Origin of the sequence: Microcoleus sp. B4-C1 (assembly GCF_036705285.1) — a bacterium.
In the GTDB taxonomy this organism is placed as follows: domain Bacteria; phylum Cyanobacteriota; class Cyanobacteriia; order Cyanobacteriales; family Microcoleaceae; genus Microcoleus.
This window is the reverse complement of the sequence record NZ_JAUBUC010000042.1, coordinates 24,659-45,984: the sequence shown is the minus strand read 5'-3', so window position 1 is coordinate 45,984 and position 21,326 is coordinate 24,659. Positions and strand designations below refer to the sequence as shown.

Genomic DNA, 21,326 nt, shown 5'->3' with positions numbered 1-21,326 from the left:
TTAGAATTAAATTGCAAGTAAGAACAACCATCTACGTGAAGAAGTGTTTTATTAAGGAGAAACCCCGCTCGTTATCTCGTCTCGGCATGACGCCCTGCCTGGGTAAACAAGTAATGGTGAACATGGAGCGTACCTATCTGGCGTTGTGATGGACTCCGAAAGTAAAACAAAAGTAAGCGCAATTGCAATACCCTTTGTACTGGTAGTTGTTTTGAGCGTATAGAGGTGCTTTGATAACGCCTTCCTTGAGTTTTCGGATTCATTCAAGAATCCCCAGGGCTGAAGCCCTGGGGAGTATCAATTTGGGCTTGATTTAACTACCAGCCGGGAAGTCCCTCGGTATATTTAAAGGGGATTAATCTGAGCGCTGCGCGAAGTACCCCGTTGGGAATTACCGAGCGTGATGAAAGGCTCGTCGGGTGTAGGTACGGAAACCGACAATTATTTCTGTATATCCCTTGATAATCTGGAAATACTCTGATACTATATTGGCAAGTGGGGGTGGAACTACCTCACTATAAAAAGCCTTTGAAAAAAAGGAAAAAGAAGCCTCCGGTCTAACTGTACTCAGTTGACCGTCAGGTTTGTTCACAAGTTAACTCACCATTACAGGTGGGTTTATTTTTTACGACGGGACTTGATACAGGACAAAACCTGCCCTGGGGATATATGCTTAAAAGCTTTTATTAGAAAAAAAACCCGGTTTCTTTGAGAAGCCGGGTTTTTTGTCAATCAGACGCTTTTTTTGTGATGCAGCCTAATCCCTAAAAAGATGTCATATATAAAACTCCAAAAGTCCTTTTTCCCTTCCAATATTCCCAAAGTTTGAGGGGAACCTTTCTCATCCAACAGCGGCTTGACAGCCTCATAAGCAGGCTTGTAATTGTACCAAGGAATGGAAGGCCACAAGTGATGAATCAGATGATAATTCTGCCCCAAAATCAAGATATTTAGAATAGGACTAGGATATACTCTGGCATTTTTCCAGCGATCGCGCTCGTGAAACGGACGGTGCGGCAAATAATCAAAAAATAACCCCAACGCCAACCCCACCACCAAAGCCGGAGAAAACCAAAAATTCAGCACGTAACCTAAATGGTCGTACTGAATGGCAATATACACCACCGCTACGACAAACAAACGGCTGAGAAACCATTCCAAGAGTTCGTATTTCCGCCACAGTTTGCGCTTAAAAAAGAAAATCTCGTGGTAAAAAAACCTCGCAGCAATCAACCACAAAGGCCCGCCGGTCGAAACATAATGGTCTGGATCGTTATCTGGGTCATTAACGTGGGCGTGATGCTGCATATGTACCCGCGTAAACACCGGGAAAGCAAAACCCAACATCAGCGCGCTACCGTGTCCCAAAATAGCATTAACTGTGCGATCGCGATGGGCTGCATTATGAGACGCATCGTGAATCACAGTTCCAGCCATGTGCAACGCCAACACGTTCAGCGTAAAACAGCACCACTGCGGCCATCCCCAACACCAGAAACCCAAGTTAGAAATCACGATAATCACTACTGCACTCAAAAACAGCAGCAGTGTCGGATTGAAGTCACCGGGAGGACTCAGAAACTCTTTCGGCACTGTCAGCGGCCGTCCTGCCTCCGACATCTTTGTTAAGACTCCTTAATATTTCACACTTGCGTAGTATAAGATACAAGCCTGACAATAGTAAAGTTTTGTCAGGAACCTCGGCCTTAAGGCACGAAAGAACAGAGTTCGATCGCCAGACACAAACGTCTGCACAAGCAAAAAAGTATTGCTGTTGTACAAGGATACCAGTGCTAGAGTAGCCACAAGAGCTCAGCAGACCAAACAAAATAAATGGGTATCTCTGTATTTATGTCAAGCCTGAGAGCGGAAAAATTTGCAAAAAAGAGCGCTCTCGAAGAAAAAATTACCGATCGGTAAAAAGTCAGATATTCTATATATTGTTCAATACCTACTTTTTTGACGACTATCAAAATTTTTAAGAGTTGAGACTAGCGTCATTGCTTGTAGCGCAAAAATGAAACGTTAGCCGAAATTTAAACAAGAAATCCACCCGCCTCCCCAGAACACCGCTGATGCAATTGCCAAAAGCCCTACGCCGGACTAAAATCGTCGCCACCATTGGCCCAGCAACTTCGGACCCACAAGTGCTGCGTCAGCTCATAGAAGCCGGTGCCACAACTTTGCGACTTAACTTTTCCCACGGAACAGAAGAAGACCACCAGCGCAGCATTCGCTTAATCCGGCAAACCTCCTTTGAACTCAACCAGCCGGTTGCCATCCTCCAAGACCTCCAAGGCCCGAAAATTCGTTTAGGGCGCTTTGAGACAGGCTCTATAGTTGTCAAAAACGGCGATCCTTTCATTCTCACCAGTCGCCAAGTTCCAGGCACCGAACTCATTTCTTCCGTCACCTACGACCCCCTAGCAGACGAAGTTCCAGAGGGTTCAGTAATTCTGCTTGACGACGGGAAAGTGGAAATGCTGGTCGAAAAAGTAGACCGCGCGGCGCGGGAATTGTACTGCCGCGTCGTAGTCGGCGGGCCGCTTTCCAACAACAAAGGGGTGAATTTTCCGGGAGTTTACCTCTCAATTAAAGCGCTGACTGATAAAGACCGCAAAGATTTAATGTTCGGCCTCGACCAAGGTGTCGATTGGGTGGCCCTGAGCTTTGTGCGGAATCCCCAAGATGTGCTCGAAATTAAAGAACTGATTGCCAGTGCGGGCAAGCAAGTACCGGTGATTGCCAAGATCGAAAAGCACGAGGCGATCGAACAAATGGAGGAAATTCTCACCCTTTGCAACGGCGTGATGGTCGCCCGCGGCGATTTGGGAGTAGAACTACCCGCCGAAGACGTGCCGATTTTGCAAAAGCGGCTGATTGCTACCTCCAACCGCCTAGGCATTCCGGTAATTACCGCTACCCAGATGCTCGACAGCATGGTCAACAATCCCCGTCCCACCCGCGCCGAGATTTCCGACGTGGCCAACGCGATTCTTGACGGAACTGATGCAGTGATGCTCTCGAATGAAACTGCTGTCGGCAAGTTCCCCGTCGAAGCGGTGGCGACGATGGCGAGAATTGCGGTGCGGATGGAGAGGGAAGGAATTAAGCGGAATATTAGGAATGTAGAAGATATTGGTCGATCGATCCCCAACGGCATCAGTCAAGCAGTCAGCCAAATCTCCGAACAATTGAACGCGGCCGCCATCATGACGCTGACCAAAACCGGCGCCACAGCCCGCAATGTCTCGAAGTTCCGACCCAAAACTCCGATTTTGGCAGTTACTCCTCACGTAGACGTAGCCCGACAACTGCAATTAGTATGGGGAGTCAAACCCTTGCTGGTGTTGGATTTGCCCTCCACAGGCCAGACATTTCACTCTGCCATGACAGTCGCCCAGGAAAAAGAGTTAGTCTCCGACGGAGATTTAGTGGTAATGACCGCCGGTACTCTGCAAGGGGTTGCCGGATCGACGGATTTGATCAAAGTTGAAGTAGTGACAGCAGTTCTAGGCAAAGGCACCGGTGTCGGTTTGGGATCGGTGAGTGGCATGGCCAGGGTTGCTCGCACTGCTGCCGATGTAGGCAATTTCCACGCTGGAGAAATTTTGGTAGTGGAACACACAAGTGTTGCTTTTGTCGAGATGATTCGGAAAGCCGCAGGTGTAGTGACGGAGGAGGACAGTTTGACTTCTCACGCCGCGATTATCGGTTTGCGCTTGGGCGTGCCGGTGATGGTGGGCGTCAAGAATGCCACGCGGGTAATTCGGGACGGAACTATGCTGACGCTGGATATGCAGCGGGGTTTGGTTTATTCCGGGGCCAGAGGCGGCTCAACTGACACGGAAGTGACCGTTTAACTGTTGGTGAGCTAGGAGTTGTGGAATTTTCAATTAAATTCTACAACTCGTTGCTTTTTTCGCTATAGTTGTGCTATAATCCAAAATTGTCTGTGCCGATGTAGCTCAGGGGTAGAGTATTCGATTCGTAATCGAACGGTCGTGGGTTCAAATCCCACCATCGGCTTCTAATGTTCTCAAGTCTCAAATTTAGGACTTACCACGGGTGGTCAGAAACCGGGTTTTTGACGAAAATCCTCCGTCGCAGCCCGCAAATTCAGTAAAAAACCCGGTTTCTTTGGGATTGATGAATATCAAGATAGATCGTAATTGTTGTAGGGGCGGGTTCACCAACAATATCTGCCAATAATTGACAATCTCAAAAACCCGCCCTGACCAAAATATTATGGTCGATCGATCGCAAAAGTTCTAAAGACTTTCATACACTTTTAACACTTCATCCCCGTAGTGGTTAATCACCTTAACCGCAATCTTTCCCGGTTTACCATTCTTGCCTTTGGGGGGATCAAAAGGACGGCTAGTAGTAGAATATATCTGACTCCAAGCATCTTCATCAATTTCCGCTTTTAGCGCCCGCTTTAATTTTTCATAGGGTTGGTTAGCACCTGTAAAGTAGGCATGACGCACAAAAAAGCTTTCCTCATTGTAGTCGGTGTCAATAAACCAACAAGCAATATCATCAGGCGAACTGCTGCGAATTTCTCCTGTAGTGGGATCGTAAATATCTAAGCCTTTTAAGGTGACTACTAGCTTACCATCTTGGCGTTTTAACTCAATATCTGGTTCGCCAAATACCATAAATAAATTACCCGCCCCTGTTTTTTTGAGTAGTTCGTCACCCAGCAACAAGTCAGGATTCATGCGAGTGATTAAAACTTGCAATTTGCCATAACGTTTTGCTTCTTCATTAACATTAGGTTCAAAGGCAAAACCGCAGACAATTAATACATCATTCCCCAAGCCTTTTACAGCTTCTTTGGCAGCTTCTTTGATGTCATCAACGCTGACAGTGCCGTATTCTGGCCCGATGTGGACTGCTACCCGCTTGATGGTTTCATCGCTTTCTGCGTACTCGCCTACAGCATGAAGGTAAGTACCCGCATGAGATTCTAAATACTCTAAATTTTCAAATTTGAGGCGTTGATTTTTTAAAGTGTTTTGGATTCCTGCTTTTTTCAGATTTTCAATGATTCTGACTTCAAATTGATCTGATGCTTGGGTAACGCCTTCCTGTTCTGAGGCTGGGTATGCTTCATCAGTAGAAAGAATGCGGTGAGGTGAAAGACTTTCAACTGTAAACGGGCCAGTTATCCGAATGCGTTTATTGTTTTCATAAGGTTGGTCATAGAGTAGTTCCGTATCCGCATTGCGCGCAATAGATTCATCGATTTCTTTCTGCCGTTGTTGCCTAAGTTGCCACCATTTAGCTATTAATTCTTTAGCTTCATCTGACCATTTGGCATCGGCTTCTCTGGGGATTTCCCATTCTTCCCAGGATTTTTTGAGTAACTGGTTTAATTGAGTGCGAACAGGTTCTAGTTGTAACTGCCATTTGGCATGGATAGTATCAATTTCTGGATTATTTGCGATCGCCTTCAATGTAACATGAGGAACGCGCTTATAAACAAAGCCTTTTTTTATTTCATTTTCTGTCTTAGGTTGTGTAGACGGCAGTTGTTTAGTGATTTCCGCTTCTTTTTGGATGCCTTCAGGGGAATCTGCTAGGAAGTAGTAGGGATATTTTGCAGACATTAAGCGTGTTCTGGCTAATGCTAAGGCTACCCGGCTAGTATCAATAGTAATCCAACGTCTACCCCACTGTTCGGCTACATAGGCTGTTGTTCCAGATCCACAGGTAGGATCTAATACTAAATCACCTGGATCTGTTGTCATTAATAGACAACGATGTATAAATTTTGTACCAGTCTGTACAATATAAAACTGTTCCTCACCAGCAGGTAAATCGCTCCAGCAATTATCATATTGTTGAATAGGAGCATCTCCGAAATAACGCTTATAGTAAGGACTACTGCCAGCCCAAAATAATCTGTTTCCGTTGATTAATCTTTGCATACCTTCAGGATTTGTAGACCAGCTTTTTCCACCAAAAGGTTGGCAATTTTTACCAAAAAGCTGAAACTTATAAGTACAACTTGGAGTAAATCCTGAAGATGTAAGTTTTTGTCTTCTATAGACTCTATCTCGATTGGTCAAATTCTTGAAATCGCTATCTGACAATCGGATGATAGCTAATGGAGATGGTACTTCTTCATAAAATCTATACTCTTTGTCATTATCAATGTCTTTGTTAATAAATAGCGAACGAAACTTTATATTTTCAATATTTTTTGCATACCAAATTATGTAGTCATAGACTTTTGGCAAACCCTTCTGACCTAATGGATTAGTAGATTTAAAAGAGATTTGAGCTTGAAAATTCTCACTTCCAAAAACTTCATCCATCAAACACCGAACCAGATGCACATTCTCATCACCAATCTGCACAAATATACTACCAGTCTCAGTCAATAACTCTCTCGCTACAACCAACCTATCCCTTAAATAACTCAAATAAGAATGAATCCCTAACTCCCAAGTATCCCGAAACGCTTTCACCTGTTCCGGTTGCCTAGTCACCTCTTCAGCCTTCCCATCTTTAACATCGCGCTTCCGAGTCGAAACCTGCCAATTAGAACCAAACTTAATCCCATAGGGCGGATCGAGATAAATCATCTGGACTTTACCCTTTAATCCCTCCTTCTCCGCCAATGAATTCATTACCAACAGCGAATCACCGAGAATCATCCGGTTAGCCCACTTCACCCCATCCTTATGCTGATAAAAATCAATTAATTGGTCAAACTCTAACCCATTAAAATCACTAAATAAACTTAATTGTTCCGCTGGCTGTTCCTTTATAACCTGCTTCTTAAAATCCTCAATAATTGCATGGGGGTGTATTTTCTCCTGAATATAAATCGGAACAGCCGGAACCTCTAAATCCTGACTGTCCTGTTCGTCTTTCCCCTGCCACACCAACTGCGGATCTAAAGATGGATCGCGGGGATAAAGAACTTTTTGCGGTTTTTTCTCATCATCAGCCATAAAATCACGCAACTCTTCAGTAGGAATATTAGCTCGCTTATCCTGATGTTTCACACTATCAATAGGTGTAGATTTATCATCTTTTTTTCTAGGCATTAGTTACTTCCTTGTAGATAAATATTTGAGTTTTACAGCCTTTAACATTCTGCTTTTTCACCCGAAATAATCGAGATTTTAATTCACTGACCTCTAAAATCAATTCATGAATTTTTAAGGCTTGCTGTTGATAATCATCATCTCCTTGACATTCTTTACAGAGAATAATTCCACTGTGTTCTTTGACAAGCTTGTGTAGTTGAATAAAATCCTGCCTATTTAACGTAATCACAGCCCGCTCTTGTTGATGAGCAAACTTGAGAACATCATCATCGGGAATGCCTTGATTTGCTTGCTTTGCGTCATAGGATGTTAAAACATCATGTCCGAGATAGCGAAGTTTGTTGACGATATCTAGAGGAAAATTTTCGTTAGAGTAAAGCCTAGCTATCTTCATCATCGTCATCCTGGGCAGCAATTACTCGATCGATTTCAGTTTGATGCTGTTCGTAGTATGACGAAGCTAATCTTAAATCGGCGGGATTTAACCCCGGATAATTCCTCAGTATTTCCTCGTCGGATGCCCCCAGCTTGTAAAAAGAAATAATTGTCCAGACAGGAATGCGTGTATTGCGTATTCTAGCGTTACCTCCACAGACACCAGCGGTTTTTTGAATTGTACTAATATTCGTGTCCGTTTGTGCTGTCTGCTGAGACAAATACATCCGAATAGATTTTTCGGCATTCCAAGGATCGGATATTTCTAAGAAATCCCAACGCCCTAATCCCCCGTGATTTTTTACTGCTGGTATCCAAAGAGTTCTAGCCGCAGCCACCTTAGCTGCTTTGTCCTTTCTCGCTTCCCCCGATACTTCCAAAATTAAATTCAGCAGTTCTTTTTGCCCATCATTAATTCGCACAATAAAATCAGGCAAATAATTTCTCTGTTCCCCATTGAGAGTATACGGAATAGTAAAGCCTAAATTGTGATTTTTTACATAAGAGACAACCTCATTCATTTGTTCTAAAGATTGCAGCATCTTGTTTTCCCAATTACTATCCATAACTGCATGGGAAACATGACATTTATGAGGGTCTGTCCTATAAACCTGACGGGCAGTATCAAAGTCTACATAGCGAGTCGAACCAAAAGTATCATAGGGGCGGAGAATTGGTTTTAAAGATTTCCGCAACTCTCCTTCCACAATGGCATGATAAATCCTGTCTGTCGCATCGTGGGCAAATTCAGTTAGCATTAACAACTGAGGATAGGTATTGTCTTTGTAACGGACACATTCTTTGAGCCACTGTTTAGTTATTTGCAAAACTTGGGGAAACAACCAAGCTTGTACATCCGCATCAAAAAAATGTATTGTAGTTTTTTCTGGTTTCGGATTTCCATCCCATCGGAAATACTTTTCTAAAGTTAGTTTTGCCAACAAAAAAGCGACTTCCTGTTCTCGGTGAGATTTCAATTGATCCAATGTATGAATACTGGATTGACCAACAATGGGAGCATTGACTGTAAGAGTAGGCAAATCAGCCGTAGAGAGAACATATTGACAAACATCTGTAAAATTAGCTGTTAATTTGCCTCTGCTAATGTCATAGCGATAACCCGTCAACCGAGGAAAAGTAATTTCAGATTCACTTCGTTCTGGCAAAGCTCGAACGCGGGTAGGCAGTGGCCCTCGCTTGGGCGTTTTATTAGAACCGGCACAGGGGATAAAAGCAAAGGGAACGCCATAAACTTCGGCATATTCGGGTTCATACATTCCCTCTTTATTCACTGCATAGTTAATCCGTCGAAGTCCCCGTCCCACAACTTGTTCGCACAACAACTGAGTGCCAAAAGCTCTTAATCCCAAAATGTGAGTGACGGTACTAGCATCCCATCCTTCCGTCAACATAGAAACAGAGACAACACAGCGAATTTGTTCCCCCAGCTTTCCGGGTTTACCAACGGTATTTAATACTTCCCGCAGTAACTCTTCAGGTGAGATTTTTTCGGGATCTTTACCTGGATATCTCTCTCGATATTCAGCTTTGAATTCTTCAATTTCCTGTGCTGCGATTTTCTTAAATTCAGCACTCATCGCCTCGCCTGATTCTAGTTGTTCGCTGTCTACCAGAATTGTGTTAGGTCTAGCTATCCAGTTTTCGTTTTGGACGTTACTAAATAATGGTAGTTTACCTGGAGCTAAAACAGGTCTACCATCAGGATATTTTTTTCCTGTATCCCAACCAGCAATATAGTCATAAACCAATTTAGAGACATTGGTATTATTACAAATAATGATAAATACGGGCGGTGTCTGTCCTCTATCAGTAGCTTGTGTGTCCTGTTCCCATAATTCAAAAGCTTGTTTGTAGTTACTATAGAGACTTTCTAAGGCTCCCTCTAACTCTTTAGGAAGTTTCGGCTCTGGGAATGACTTACTTTCATCCTGGGTACTGCGTCCTTTCTTGGGGAGTTGATCGCGAATTAAGGGCCAAATACTGCGATAAGCAGGCAATTCCCCTTTCATATTGTCATCAGATACTGGAACGCGGGGAATTTTGACAATGCCTGATTCAATCGCATCAATCAGAGAAAAGTCAGAAACTACCCAAGGAAATAGATTGCCTTCTGGATAGCCAGAACCTTTTAAAAAGAACGGTGTAGCTGACAAATCATAAACAACTTTGACCCCAATTTTTGCCTGTACAGCTTCAATCCCAGAAATCCAAAGTTGGGCCTGTTCATTGCGTTTTTCTGCTTCTTTGCGGTCATCACCTTTGAGCTTGGCATCATCATCACTAACGCGACGGCGGTAACAGTGGTGCGCTTCATCATTAATCACAATAATATTTTTTTTATTGCCCAAACCTTTGCAAACTCGCCTTACCATTTGGTCTGGGGTTTCAGTAAAAGCACTTTTTTTACCGTGCGCGAGAATGTCTTTAGTCAACCGGGCTGCTGAATTAATTTCTCGCAGTTTAAAGGCATGATAGTTAGTAATAACAATTTTAGCTTTTTCCAATTCTGGTAGTAATTCTGGTGGAACCAAGTCAAGTTTTTTGTAGTAATTTTCAGCATCATTAGGTTGGAGTACCCGCAATCGATCGCGTACAGTAATCCCCGGCGTTACCACCAAAAAAGCATCGCTAAATTTATTATTCTGAGGATTGGCAGATTTATTAAGAGTATGCCACGCCATTAGCATTGAAATTACTACTGTTTTACCGCTCCCTGTCGCCATTTTACAAGCCATGCGGAACAGTAGCGGGTTCGCATCTTCATTGAATTGTCGTAGTTGATTTTCAATCCAGTTATCACCGCACTTTTTTGCAACTTCGGTGATATATATAACTGCCTCTAAAGCTTCAATCTGGCAAAAGTATAATTTACGTTCGCGATCGGGATTAGTCCAATATTCCAATAATTTTTTAGTTGTTGGAGTAACGTAGAGATACCCGCCACGTCTCCACAAGCTAACGCGATCGCGCACTTGGTTGATAAACTTGTTTTCTGCTACCCTGTCTTGTGTCCATTCACCTAGATTTAGCTCTAGTTGTTGAAACTGCTTACTTTTTTTCTTTGGTTGGGCAATGGGGATAAAATAATGACTGATGCGACGGGATGCGAGAATTTCATCAGTAATACCGTCATCATCAAAGCGAAAGTGACACTTTGGTTCTAAGAAAGCAGAGTTAATAATAGGATTTTCAATGACAACTTGATTCATCTATTTCCTGATACTTGTTATATGGACATAGCGATCGCCAACGATCCAGAATTTATTATTTTCTAACCAATTGTCTCAAGGTTAGAGCAAATTCCCTCTAAATAGACTACCATCCTAAATCATCCTTTTATCTATATTTTAACTAAAAATAAGTTACTTATATTTATGTCTCTACAGAAAATAGTATCTAAATGATGGACTTCTGAAAATTGGTCATCTGTCCAAACCTCATAAAACAGCGCTGACACCAGCCATTCACCCACAAAGCAGAAATCTTAAACCTCGGCCCACAATTGGGACATTCCCAACCTGCGTAGGCGAAGCCAGCCGAAGGGATCGCACCTCCCAACCCTGCCAACTTTCCCAACGCCTGCCGAAACCGCCCCAAAGGAGGACTGGCATTTCCGACAACCGAGCATCGTATTAGTTCGGGGGCCGGGGGAGGCGAAAACTCAGGGGACTGAGGATTTGATTGAGAGTTCGCAGTTGTTCCGCAGTACCCAAACAAATCAGCGTATCTCCTCCTTCGATCGCAGTTTCTCCCGTAGGCCCCACAATCAAAGTCCCGCCAGCGCGCCGCACTGCTAAAACCAAGGCCCCCGATTGCGATCGCAACTTGGCATCTCTCAAAGTTTCCCCAACGTAGACACAACTATTGGGATCGACCAGAAATTCTTCCATGTAAAAAGAACTATCAGTCCCGGTCAAAACACCGTCTAAAAAATCCATAACTTGAGGCCGCAAAGCCGCCGCCGCCATGCGTTTTCCCCCGGTAATGTAGGGGGATACGACGGCATCGGCGCCGCCCCGCTGCAACTTCTTTACGGCTTCTTCTGTGGTGGCGCGGGCGATCGCCCGTACTTTCGGATTCAGAGTTTTCGCTGACATGACAGTGTATAAATTCTCGGCATCCGAAGGCAAAGCTGCTACTATGCAAATTGCGCGATCGATCCCCACACTCAGCAAAATTTCGTCCAGAGTCGCGTCTCCTTGGACAGCCGTGTACCCCAGTGCCAAAGCTGCCTCAACCGACTGTATCGCCGAATCTATCACCACAAAAGAGATATATTCGGCCTGAAATTCCAAAGCAATCTGGCGGCCAGTGCGCCCAAAACCGCAGAGAATGTAATGCCCGATCAAAGAATCTACCAATCGTCGCTGCTGCCTAATTCTTGCTCCTTCTTGAAAATATCCTTCAATCAGCGCTTCTGTAAAGCGGTTGACGATGAAACCAATCACAATCACGCCCATCAAAATCAGGCATATGGTAAACATTCGCCCGCGTTGACCGAGGGGCTGAAGTTCACCGTAGCCGACAGTTGCTAGGGTAAATACTGTCATGTAAGCGGCATCGAGCAAAGACCATTTTTCCACCTGCCAATACCAGAGAGTACCTGTGCAGAAAATGCCGCCCAGGGCGATGACTCCGCCCGTTAAGTCTTTTTGCAGGCGCTGGTACTTTTGTTCTAGAGTTGAATACACCGATCGGGCTTACCTATTACCTATTAGCTGCTACCAATTTTAACGATATCAGCCCTAGACGCAGGGGGAGTCAATCGATTTTAGATTTTAGATTTTAGATTTTAGAGGCGACCCCACGGATAAATGCGGGGGCTTGAGGATTTTAGATTTTCGATTTTGGATTGATTCCACGGATAAATCACGTGGCGGGTACCACCTTTGAAAATCTTGGTCAAAAAGCCAGTTTCTGCCTACATACTTTGCTGCAAAACTCACGAGTTTGAGTCTCAACCGGGTTTTTTTTGCCTAATGCCTGATTGAGTTTCAATCCCGTCGCAGAGGTGGCGATTGCTGGGATAGGCGATCGGATTTGTCTGAAAATAATTGCGGGCTCCATCGCAACCCTGCTGCAACAAATCGTCAAGATTAAAATTCCACAGCATCACCGTACCGTCAGCGCTAGCAGTAGCGATCGCTTTGCCGTCTGGACTAAAACTCGCACTCCACACAGCATCCTTGTTACCTTTTAAAGTTTTGAGCAATGTACCGTCAATGTTCCACAGCCTCACCATTTTGTCTGTGCTTGCAGATAGCAACATTTGACTGTCGGGGCTAAAGCTGATATTTGTCACTCCACTTGTATGCTTTAAAATACTTAGCGGTGTGCCCTCTTTGCTCCAAATTCTCGCAGTTCCCCCAGCACTTGCAGTCGCCAGCATTGCTCCATCTGGACTGAAAGCTACACTCATTATTTTATCACTTTCCATCTGTAAAGTTCGGAGCAATTTGATATCGGAGCTTGCTTCAATTGACTGCTGTTTTTGCAACTTTTCCACAATTTTTCTCAAACTCCAAAGTTTAACAGTGCCATCAGTGCCAGCCGCAGCAATTATCTGACCGTCTGGGCTAAAACTCGCGCTGGTTATCCAACCTCGCTCCACTTTTAAACTTAACAATTCTTCACCGTTTATTTTCCATAGCTTAACTGTTCCATCGGCACTTGCTGAAGCAATAATTTTACCATCGGGACTAAAAGAGACGCTTGTTATTTGACCGCTGTGTCCTTTTATATCATGAATTAACTTGCCATCTTTTTGCCAAATTTTGAGAGTTTGGTCGTCGCTTGCAGAGACAATTATCTGACCGCTAGCATTGAAAATTGCCCTGATAATTTTATCAGTATGCCCTGTCAAAGTTGCTTGCAAAGTGCCATTATTTTGCCAAAGCTTGATATAATTATCATCGGTAGCAGTCACAATTGTTTGACTGTCGGGACTGAAACTCACGAAAGCGAGGGTACTGGCTTGAGTCTGCAAGCGGCGGCGTTCCCGAAAGTTGTAAACTGCCTGTTCGAGGGCGATCGCCACTCGCATCTGAATATCTGAACTCACTCCGAGCGATCGTTTCATTTCTCTAACAGCTCTGATGCTTTCTAGCAAAGCTTCTTCTTTTTTATCCGCAGCAAATAGCGTTTCTGATAGCAAACTGAGAGTGAGAATTTTGTTGTTTCTTTCTTCGATTGACGGTTTTACCCAAAAAGTTACTATCAGGATTGATATTAATATGACTGCGGCTCCTGTAACTGTTTGCACTCTCAGTTGTTGCTCGCGCCAAAGTTTAGCTGCAATCACTTTTTTCTGCTTTTGTGCTTCGCTTAGTTCCTCTAATAACTTTTTTTCGCGGCGCAGTTGTTCAATTTCAGCTTGAGTTTGTTTTTCGCGATCGCGCAATTTGGCAAACTCCGCTTCTTGACTCGCACCTAAAAATTGATAATCTTGGGTGTTTAAGCTTTTATTTGCCGCCCACTGTCGGGCATCTTCCAGTGCTTGACCCCGCAACAAGCGAGATTCGTCTTGACAATTTGTAGCTATCCATGCTGTTAGGGATTCAGCATAGGGGCGCAAGTCGCCGAGCGCTTTTTCTACCCAGTTATGGCTGAATATAGCTGCGTAAATGCGGTTGGATACGGTTAATTTCCCGGCTCGTTTTACTACTAATCCGCTCAGCCGCAATTCTGTTTGTTCGGGAGTATCATCCGCCCAGATTCCCCCTACCAGGGCGGGCACGGGGGCACCGCCCCTACAATCGGGGGGTTCTGAAAGTGGCAATATTTTTTGATATAGTCCTAATAACCTACTGGCGCGGTGCGGACTTCTGAGAAGGCGATCGCGAATTGTTTTAATGTGTACCGGTTCATCGGATGATTCCCAATTATCAATAATATGAGATTGCACGATCTCGCTAATTAATAATTGATTTGTAGTAAAATTTTTAGTTTTGCTTTCATCCGTTGAATCTGATATAATAGAAGCAGACGCTAAATTTTTTAAATGGTGTAGAATCAGCTTGCAAAGCTTTTGAGTCAGAAATGGCTGCCCTCCAGTCCAGTCCAAAATCTCTTTTAAAACCTCTTGAGGATTCTCTACTTTTCCCTCAAATCCCTTTGCTAAAGGCAGAGCTTCTTGTAAGTTAAAACCGTGCAATTCAATAGGTAAACCGATATTGAAGGGCGTGCGAGTTGCATCGCTAATTAAATCCGATGGGGTAGCTACTCCCAGCAAAGCAAATGTAATGCGCTGGTATTCTGAATTGTGAGCGCGTTTATTGTAGCAACATCTAATTAATGCAAAAAAATCGTCTAGCGGTTCTTGGAAACTCAGAACGCTATCAATTTCATCAATAAAAATGACCAGGTTTTGAGAAATTTTGACCAGCAGCAATTCTTCAATTAACTCTCCTAAGCGCTGCACCGGCGACATCAACTCTCTCTCCCGCCACCAAGCCATAAACTCGACTGGGTTAAACAGGTTGAAACTACACAAGAGTTTGTAAGCGACGCCGCCGTACCACTTATCCAGAGAGACTTGCTGGTTGCCAATGTCCGAAAGGTCGATCGTAGCACAGGCAATGCCATCAGCGGAGAGTTTTTGTACCGTTCGCACCAGCAAACTGGATTTGCCCATTTGTCGGGAATTGAGAACGTAACAAAACTCTCCAGCTTTCAGGGCTTGATAAAGTTCTGAGTCAGCTTGTCGCACTACATAAGTAGGTGCATCTTGCGGGAGACTGCCGCCGATTTGATATTGGTAATCGACTGTCATGATCTTGCCTATAATTAGATTATCTGGTCACTTGTGTTGTGCCTGTGCTACAAGCAAGTTTACCATTTTCATAGGTGGGTTCCGCTGGTTTAATTGTACCGGGAGAATCAGCTTGGCAGAATATGGATATTGTTGTTATTATTCCATCTTTAGCAGCCTTGGGCTCAAATTTTTTAACAGGAACTAGAAAGACACCGCCGACATAACTCTTAAGTTGTGGTTGCTTGGAGACTCCATAATTAAAAGCAGTTTGCTTTGTGGCGCGAACTGAATACTTGTATTTTGTTGTCTCCGTTTTTATCCCAATTTCCAAAGCATTAACAGAAGTGGCAAAAGCACTTTTTTCAGCAAAGTGAGCTTGCTGCGCCTTGTTCATTGAGCTCACATACTGTTTTGCTTCCGACTGCTTGCTTCTATTGGTATTATTTAGATAAAATGGCAGAGCTATCCCATTCATTACTCCAATACCGGCTATAAGTAATAAGCATCCACAACCGCGACAAGCTGCATTGCGAACTATTGATTCTTGATTGTTAGTCATGGTGTTGTCTCCTTAAATGGTATATACAATGCGAATTAAAGTCGGCGAGGCAGAGCCTCTGGATCTGCGTTACCAGGAAGAGCCTGGTAACGAGGAAAACGAGGAAAACGAGGGAATACTAATCTCTAAGCTCGCAGCTTTTGTACTTCTTTCCGATCAATGGATGTGGGCTGAACCACTTTACTGCCGATCGCAAAATCGCGCAATTCCACTCTCGTAAACTTCACACCCCAAGGATCTGTCGTTGTATCCAACTCCTCGACTAAAGCATTATTAATCTCATGTCGAGCCGTGTAGAGTTCCTCAACAGATAATTTAGCAAGGTGAGTCCGAATTGAAAGAATCAGCATATTTAACATCGCTTCCTTGAGATTCTGCACTTTGTAGGAAGCTTTTTCTAAGTCAATGATTCGCCAGTACACAATAAAATCAACGGTGACGGAAACCCGATCGCGCGTCGTGCATTCTTGCGGTGACAGCCTTAAAATTTGCTCGCGCAGAGTTTGTTTATAGGCGACTTGTTCGACAAAGGGAATCAAAAAGGTTATACCCGGTTCGAGTTTCTTGCGATCGTACTTTCCGAAAATTTCGACTAAGGCCTCATCTCCTTGACGGACGATTTTTACGCTGCTGGCTAAGGATACTCCGGTGATGGCAAGCAATACCGTCAAAAAATAGTGATACATAGTGAATCTCCTGGTAAATAGTTGACAGTTGACAGTTGACAGTTGACAGTTGACAGTGATTTCTTAGTCCGCGAAGGCGGACTTTGTTTGTGTAGAAGCGATTTCAATCGCCGAGTCATAAAAGTGCCAAGGTTTAGCCGTTGATGTGAATTAATCTGTCAGGTACAACAATCAACGTGTTTCCTTCGCGGCGCAAAACATAAACTTTTTGTCGGGGTGCGATCGCCCCTTGGGAATCTTCATTGCGAGCTTTCCAGGAAGCCCCTTCATAAATCACCATTCCGGTTTCTCCGGGGAAAATTTCGGAGATTGTTGTCGCTTCCGTGGCTTCGGGAATGACAAACTTTTTGCGAACAATGAAAATTGGTCGAATCCAGATGCTCAGCGCGAGGGCTATCCCCATCCAGTAGAAGATTTGCCAGTCAAAATCTTCATACATTATGTTCGCCCAACTAAACTGAAATGCTACAGATCCTCTCCACAAAATAAAGGATTCAATTAAAGCAGAAGCTCCCATCATTAACAGGTAAAATCTGTATTTTTGGGGCTGAGTTTTGATAATTAATAGCTCCATCGCACTCAGCACAACTCCCAGTAGCAGCCAGAATAGGGGCGGGGTGAAGGCGAAACCTGGTTGATTAGTGGCTGAGGCCAGTGACCAAATTAGGATAGAATACACAATGCTTTTACCTCGTTTTGATGGGATTCAACCTTGTTATTTCTAATCTAATCAGGTGGGTATTTGAGTTGGCGACTGAGTTATTTGAAAATTCATCGACTTTTCATCGACTTTTCATCGACTTTAGGGACGGTTGCCATTTATGATGGTTTCAGTGTCTTGATTGTGATAAGCAATGCCACGATCGCTAAAGGTGCGCGAAGAGTGCATTCGTGCAGTTAAATCCTGTCTCCTGAGAAATGGCTTTCCCAGTCAAAAAATCCTGGCTGAGGATTTAGGGATGGCCCAATCTACAGTCAGCCATTTTCTGAATGGCAAACCTGTGGATTATGCCAATTTCATCGAAATTTGTCGCGGATTGGGGCAGGAATGGCGCGATATAGCCGATTTTGAGGCGAATTCAGAGCCAGAGGAGGTAGTGCTGGTGAGGGCAAAAGTGGCGATCGCCTTCGAGGGCTTAGCCAACGCCCGATCGACCTCACACAACACCCTTTCCCAGCAGTTACACCAAGCTTTGAGTGCGGGAGGCCACGAAGTCTTTTTTATTAACAACAGCAGCGACTCAGCCTCATATTTAAAGCGTTGCGATTATTTGCTGTTGCTGATTTCCGAAGAATCGGCCGCTAGCGAAATGATATTGGAACAAGTGCAGCTAGCCAAAGAATTGCACAATCTAACTTCTCACAAACCAGCAATTTTACCGATTTTAGTTGAATTAAATACACCGCTTTCCTTTGACTTACTCAGCTATTTAGCAGGAATTCAGCCCTGGCTGTGGCGCGGTATTGGCGACTCATTTAAGTTATTATCCCAAATTTTAACCATTATTAAAGAAGGTCGCACATCGTTAACTGCCGACCATGAATTAGCTGTACAATGGCACGCAATTACTAGCACAAAACAGTCAATAATTCAACCCCTGCCAGCCGCGCCGCCAGAATTGCCGGGAGGACAAGTTGAACTCACTTCTTGTTTTTATATCGATCGCCCTCCGATCGAATCCCGCTGTTACGAGACGATCGCCCAACCGGGAGCCCTGATCCGCATAAAAGCACCCAGACAAATGGGCAAAACTTCCTTGATGGCGAGGATTTTGCATCATGCCGAACTGCAAGGTTCTCGCACGGTAGCGCTGAGTTTTCAGCTAGCCAATCGGAAAATATTCGCTAATTCAGATACATTTTTGCAGTGGTTTTGTGCTAGCATCGGTCAAGAGTTAGGAATGCTGGAGCAGTTGCCCAAGTGTTGGGAATTAGCCGATTTGATTGGCAGCAATCAGTGCTGCAAGGCTTATTTTGAACAGTATTTGCTGTCAGAATCCTCAAAACCTCTGACGTTAGGCTTGGATGAGAGCGATCGCCTGTTTGAATCGCCGGAAATTGCCGACGACTTTTTTGGGTTATTGCGAGCTTTACACGAAGAAGCAAAACGGCGAGATATTTGGAAAAAATTGCGTTTGATTGTGGTGCATTCGACAGAAGTATATATTCCGCTGGATGTGAATAAATCGCCGTTTAATGTGGGGTTGCCCATTGATTTGCCTGAGTTTAATTCCCAGCAAGTGCAAGACTTAGCAGCGCGACACGGAATCAATTGGAGTGCTACAGAAGTGGCAGAAATGATGGCGCTAGTGGGAGGACATCCCTACTTAGTGCGGCTGGCTATGTATCGCATTGCCTGTCAAGATGTGACTTTAAATCAATTGCTGAAATCGGCGGCAACCGAGGCAGGAATTTACAGCGACCATTTGCGCCGACATTTGTGGAATTTAGAAAAATATCCAGAATTAATCGAGGCGATGATGGAGGTAACGAGTGCGTCAAAGCCAGTCCGATTAAGGCTAGAAGTGGCGTTTAAATTAAACAGTATGGGGTTGGTGAAACAGGAGGGCAATTATTGCAGTGCGAGATGCAATTTGTATGAGGAGTATTTTCGCGATCGCCTTGACTGCAAATAATCCCTATTTACCCGATCGCCAAATCCACACTAACTACAAATTCGGGAAAAGCCAGCGGCGAAACTTCGTCGCCCCGCCAAAACCTCAGCATTAAACTGTAACCGTTAACCGTTGGCTGGCGGTTAACTTCCAAGCAGTTTTCCTGTAAATTTACTATCCAGACTTCCTGAATTTGCGATCGGGCATAAATAGGAAGTTTCACGTCTCTATCATAATCTATTGAAGTGTCAGCTACTTCTATTAACAGTAAAACTTCGGATGGGACCGGATGGGCGGTTGAATAGTAATCGGCGCGAGGTTGCAGCAATACTAGATCGGGTTGCGGTTCGGTTCGCTGGCTGACTTGAATGGGGTTTTGTACAGTCACAATCGCCCTTTCTTCTGGAAGCCGGCAAAAGAGTCGGGTAATGCGGTTAACACAACCTGCGTGACGAGTTCCAATTGCGGCCATTTGAACAAGTTCTCCTTCTATCAATTCTACGCGATCGCCCTCTGAAAGAATACCAGCTTTACCCATCAGATGGTATTCTTCTACGGTGAAAAGTCTTTTGAGCAACTGCACTGCCATAACTTACCGTTCCTCTAGTTTTGGGTTCCATTGTAGTTGATGGAAACACAGCTATATTAACAGCGGTCATAAAAAAATACAACTTGGGTGGGGATTTTTTATTAAGAAACCGCGAAGGCGCTAAGGACACGAAGGAAGAGAAAAAAGAAGGGAACAGAACCAGCGCAACCCAAAAATATCTATCAATAGAAAGGTGTATCCGGCTGACTGGTTCGGTATCTTGAAATTAATTAGCCATTATCCTCAGCAATCTGCAACGGTTGGCTGTTTGGGCAGGCAGCACAATAATCAGAGTTAGCATAACTTTATTCCATGCAAAACACCCTAGAGATACTTCCTTCTTCCGACTCGCCGAGTCTTCCCAAAAAGCAACCCGCACCCCCAAATTACGAAGCAGCCGATCGCCAATTTGTCAATTTGCTAGAAGTCGAGGATTTAGACAAGACTGTGGCGGCAAAACCGTTACTTGTCAGCGATTTTGAAAGCGCGATCGCCTATGCAATTCAAGCAGCTTACCAACAGGAACCGGGCGATGAGGCCGCTCACCGCTTCTTGCAGCGCGTACTTTACCGCATCAACCGCCTCAACTTGTTTTGGTACGACGATTTGCGCCGCTACAATAACGAGCGATCGCACTATTTGCGTTCCGTGCGCGATCGCATTGAGGAACCTTGGCAGCAGTGGGAAATCGCACAAATCGACGTTGCAGCGCTGCAAAAATTGCCGGATGTCAAGCAAGCGCTGCGCGATCGCGCGGCCGCCGATGTCGATCCTCCGCTAACTGAGATCGATCGCTACCAGCGGGAACAGATGACTGAAGAGGGATACAAACACCTGCTGGCGATCGCCTCCTTCGACGGTTTAGTGGAAGCCAGCCGTGTTTCTCGCATCATCGGCGGTGCCGGCAACGAAATTCAGTGCACCCTGACGCGAGTGCTGATCGAAGAATACGGCGGCGGTCGCCTCCCCCGCAAGCATTCGACCTTTTTTGCTCAAATGCTGGCAGAATTCGGGATGAGTACGGAACCCGAAGCGTACTTTGATTTAGTGCCTTGGCAAGTGCTCGCAAGCATTAATCACAACTTTCTGCTGACGGAACGCAAGCGCCATTTTCTGCGCTACAACGGTGGACTCACTTATTTTGAGGTCGCGGGGCCCGTGGCTTACCGCAATTATCTAGCCGCCGCCCAGCGTCTGGGTCTGTCGCAGGCTGCGATGGGTTATTGGGAACTGCACATCAAAGAAGATGAGCGTCACGGCCGCTGGATGTTGGATGAAGTGGCGATCCCGCTGGTTGATAGATACCCGCAGGAGGCTTGGGAACTGGTGTTGGGGTACGATCAGGAGAAGTCGATCGGCGATCGGGCTGGCGCTGCTGTAGTGCGATCGATCCAAGCCGCAGAACGGAATTAACAGCTATATCCTAGGGTGGGTCAGAGACTGATGCACCCTAGATTGTGCACCGTTCTCAATAAGCCTTTTAGGAACAGGCAAGATGCCTGTTCCACAAGAAATACACTCTTTGTGGAACAGGCATCTTGCCTGTTGCTCAAAAGGTGGAACAGGCATCTTGCCTGTTGCTCAAAAGGTGGAACAGGCAT

13 protein-coding genes and 1 tRNA gene are annotated in these 21,326 nt (G+C 44.7%); 4 read left to right on the top strand and 10 right to left on the bottom strand.

The genetic code is table 11. From position 1 onward, the window contains the following. Positions 1 to 732 precede the first annotated feature (732 nt). A complete protein-coding gene (gene crtR, locus QUB26_RS17760; protein ID WP_333319045.1) occupies positions 733 to 1,620 on the bottom strand; it encodes a beta-carotene hydroxylase in 888 nt (295 codons plus the stop codon). Between the two features lie 455 nt (positions 1,621 to 2,075). Here crtR and pyk point away from each other — a divergent pair, with 455 nt between their 5' ends. Both pyk and QUB26_RS17750 read left to right on the top strand, forming a co-directional pair. Next, the gene (gene pyk, locus QUB26_RS17755) at positions 2,076 to 3,863 is read left to right on the top strand and encodes a pyruvate kinase (protein ID WP_333052847.1); all 1,788 of its coding nucleotides are present in this window, start codon (positions 2,076 to 2,078) and stop codon (positions 3,861 to 3,863) included. A gap of 94 nt (positions 3,864 to 3,957) precedes the next feature. Beyond that, positions 3,958 to 4,029: transfer RNA gene (locus QUB26_RS17750), tRNA-Thr, on the top strand. Positions 4,030 to 4,271: 242 nt separating this feature from the next. On the opposite strand, the gene QUB26_RS17745 is transcribed toward QUB26_RS17750, so the two are convergent. The 8 genes from QUB26_RS17745 to QUB26_RS17710 form a co-directional block, all read right to left on the bottom strand. Next, positions 4,272 to 7,064 (bottom strand): site-specific DNA-methyltransferase, encoded by a 2,793-nt coding sequence (locus QUB26_RS17745; RefSeq protein ID WP_333319043.1) that lies wholly within the window; start codon positions 7,062 to 7,064, stop codon positions 4,272 to 4,274. Further along, positions 7,057 to 7,464, bottom strand: a complete 408-nt coding sequence (locus QUB26_RS17740) for a DUF5615 family PIN-like protein (RefSeq protein ID WP_333235755.1) — start codon at positions 7,462 to 7,464, stop codon at positions 7,057 to 7,059. The genes QUB26_RS17745 and QUB26_RS17740 overlap by 8 nt, the downstream gene beginning before the upstream one ends. Beyond that, a complete protein-coding gene (locus QUB26_RS17735) occupies positions 7,448 to 10,732 on the bottom strand; it encodes a BPTD_3080 family restriction endonuclease (protein ID WP_333319041.1) in 3,285 nt (1,094 codons plus the stop codon). Before QUB26_RS17735 ends, QUB26_RS17740 begins: the two co-directional genes overlap by 17 nt. A gap of 423 nt (positions 10,733 to 11,155) precedes the next feature. Next, complete coding sequence (locus tag QUB26_RS17730; protein WP_333319038.1) at positions 11,156 to 12,214, bottom strand: potassium channel protein; 1,059 nt, start codon at positions 12,212 to 12,214, stop codon at positions 11,156 to 11,158. 266 nt (positions 12,215 to 12,480) lie between these two features. Then, positions 12,481 to 15,294 (bottom strand): AAA-like domain-containing protein, encoded by a 2,814-nt coding sequence (locus QUB26_RS17725; protein WP_333319036.1) that lies wholly within the window; start codon positions 15,292 to 15,294, stop codon positions 12,481 to 12,483. A gap of 19 nt (positions 15,295 to 15,313) precedes the next feature. Then, a complete protein-coding gene (locus QUB26_RS17720; RefSeq protein ID WP_333211932.1) occupies positions 15,314 to 15,835 on the bottom strand; it encodes a type IV pilin-like G/H family protein in 522 nt (173 codons plus the stop codon). A gap of 125 nt (positions 15,836 to 15,960) precedes the next feature. Further along, positions 15,961 to 16,521: an SPFH domain-containing protein gene (locus QUB26_RS17715; protein ID WP_333241332.1), complete on the bottom strand. Its 561-nt coding sequence runs from the start codon at positions 16,519 to 16,521 to the stop codon at positions 15,961 to 15,963. 133 nt (positions 16,522 to 16,654) lie between these two features. Beyond that, positions 16,655 to 17,200: an NfeD family protein gene (locus QUB26_RS17710; protein WP_333241328.1), complete on the bottom strand. Its 546-nt coding sequence runs from the start codon at positions 17,198 to 17,200 to the stop codon at positions 16,655 to 16,657. Between the two features lie 175 nt (positions 17,201 to 17,375). Here QUB26_RS17710 and QUB26_RS17705 point away from each other — a divergent pair, with 175 nt between their 5' ends. Next, on the top strand, positions 17,376 to 19,157 hold the full coding sequence (locus tag QUB26_RS17705; protein ID WP_333241325.1) for an AAA-like domain-containing protein: 1,782 nt from the start codon (positions 17,376 to 17,378) through the stop codon (positions 19,155 to 19,157). 7 nt (positions 19,158 to 19,164) lie between these two features. On the opposite strand, the gene QUB26_RS17700 is transcribed toward QUB26_RS17705, so the two are convergent. Next, positions 19,165 to 19,725, bottom strand: coding sequence for a Uma2 family endonuclease (locus QUB26_RS17700; RefSeq protein WP_333241322.1), 561 nt, complete (start codon positions 19,723 to 19,725; stop codon positions 19,165 to 19,167). Positions 19,726 to 20,037: 312 nt separating this feature from the next. Between QUB26_RS17700 and QUB26_RS17695 the strand changes: the two genes are divergently transcribed. Next, entirely contained in the window at positions 20,038 to 21,138 is a 1,101-nt protein-coding gene (locus QUB26_RS17695) for an iron-containing redox enzyme family protein (RefSeq protein WP_333241317.1), read from the top strand. Positions 21,139 to 21,326: the final 188 nt, after the last annotated feature.